This is a genomic window from Microcystis sp. LE18-22.4A (genome assembly GCF_027531105.1).
Classification (GTDB): domain Bacteria; phylum Cyanobacteriota; class Cyanobacteriia; order Cyanobacteriales; family Microcystaceae; genus Microcystis; species Microcystis aeruginosa.
This window is the reverse complement of record NZ_JAPZRB010000496.1, coordinates 1-1519: the sequence shown is the minus strand read 5'-3', so window position 1 is coordinate 1519 and position 1519 is coordinate 1. Positions and strand designations below refer to the sequence as shown.

At 44.7% G+C, this 1519-nt stretch carries 1 protein-coding gene; it reads left to right on the top strand.

The window, feature by feature from the left end:
* Positions 1 to 409: 409 nt before the first annotated feature.
* Positions 410 to 1291: a PEP-CTERM sorting domain-containing protein gene (locus tag O9295_RS21530; protein WP_288035220.1), complete on the top strand. Its 882-nt coding sequence runs from the start codon at positions 410 to 412 to the stop codon at positions 1289 to 1291.
* Positions 1292 to 1519: the final 228 nt, after the last annotated feature.

The following is a 1519-nucleotide window of genomic DNA, read 5'->3' as shown; positions in this document are numbered from 1 at the left end:
GCGGCGCGGGTTGGCATCATGGCAGATTCTACTGAACTTTTGAGAATAGAACAGTTGCTGATTCCCTTGATCTGGCATTGGCTCAGTCTGCTGGTGTGAAATTTGTAACAGCAGATTTACACTTATACAATTATGTTCATTTGTGAAATTTGTAACAGCAGATTTACACTTATACAATTATCTTCATTCAAGACTCAACTTTGTCGAATATTTAGGGAATTATCAATCGCCTTGATCAAAGCTGTTTTTCCCAGTCTATCAGCTAGTTAGTGCGGGGTAATCTTCCCCGGTGAATCCCTAAGTTAGGAAAAGAAATACCAACAATTATTAAATTGTACTGTAGGATACATTTATCGGGGGGGGGAGCAATTAGAACCAGAATATGTAAACTGAATTGGAGAGTGGTCTAATGAATAGCAAATTTACCCGTAGTTTCCTGGGGATCTTCGCCCTCGCTACCCTGGGAACGGCAGTTTTACCAATGCAAGTTCAAGCTTCTACAATAGTTCTAAACAGTGGCCAAGGTCTCACCCCAAGTGCCACAGATACCAACATTACCTACTGGACAAAGGGGATAGCTGTAAATCCACTGTCGCCTCCCTTCACCGCCGCCGATTTTCTCAAAGCGCAAGGGATAGGTTGTTCCGGCCCCGATATATGCGGTTCTGCCGAGGTAGTTGCACCTCACCCTGCTTGGATTCCTTCTCTCCCAAATGCTCCAGATGCGCGATGGATTAACTGGAAGGCCGGCCCGTCACCGAGTTTTGATGGTTCTCTGGCAGCTTCGGTGCTATATGCCTATCGTTTTAACGTACCTGAACCAACCATCAACAGCGCTGCGATCGAGATGTATTGGGCAATAGATGATTTCTTGGGAGAATACACTACAGCGAACGCAAATGGCGGTCCAGGACCATATTTTCCTGATCCCAACCAGATTGGAGTATATATTAACGGTAACGCCCTGGGTATTAGTTTCAGTGGTTTGGGCTATACTTCAGAATATTTTGCTTCTCAATCAATTTCGGCTGGTTTCTTAAACCCAGGATCAAACAACTGGCTTTATGTTTACCAAAGAGATGCTGGCGCTGTGGTTAGCGGTGCTATTTTCTGCGCAAGTATCAGTGTTAATGTTCCTTCTTCCGGACGCAAGCCTTGCGCTGCTCCAGTTCCCGAACCCAATTCTCTTATTGGTCTTGCAGTCCTCAGCACTCTCGGCGCAGCTTCAACCCTCAAGCGCCAAATAAAATCATCTAAACCATCAGAAAAAGAAACCACAAAAGTAGGCTAAATTGATCACCAAAAATCCAATAAATGCCCCCTTCATTCAGAGTTGAGGGGGTTTTGTTTTTGGCTCTTCGTTACTTGTTATGGTTCGATAGTGGGACTTAGGCGTTTTCGGTCAGCAAAAAAGGCTCAAACCATTACGGGACAAAGGGTTAACCTCGATTTATGATTTTCCTTGATATATCTGGGTTTCAGCGATTTTGGGCTTCTCGAAGTAAATCCCAAGCGGGGA

Coding starts and splice junctions, on each gene's coding strand:
- O9295_RS21530 (WP_288035220.1), top strand. CDS start 410: ATGAATAGCAAATTTACCCGTAGTTTCCTGGGGATCTTCGCCCTCGCT.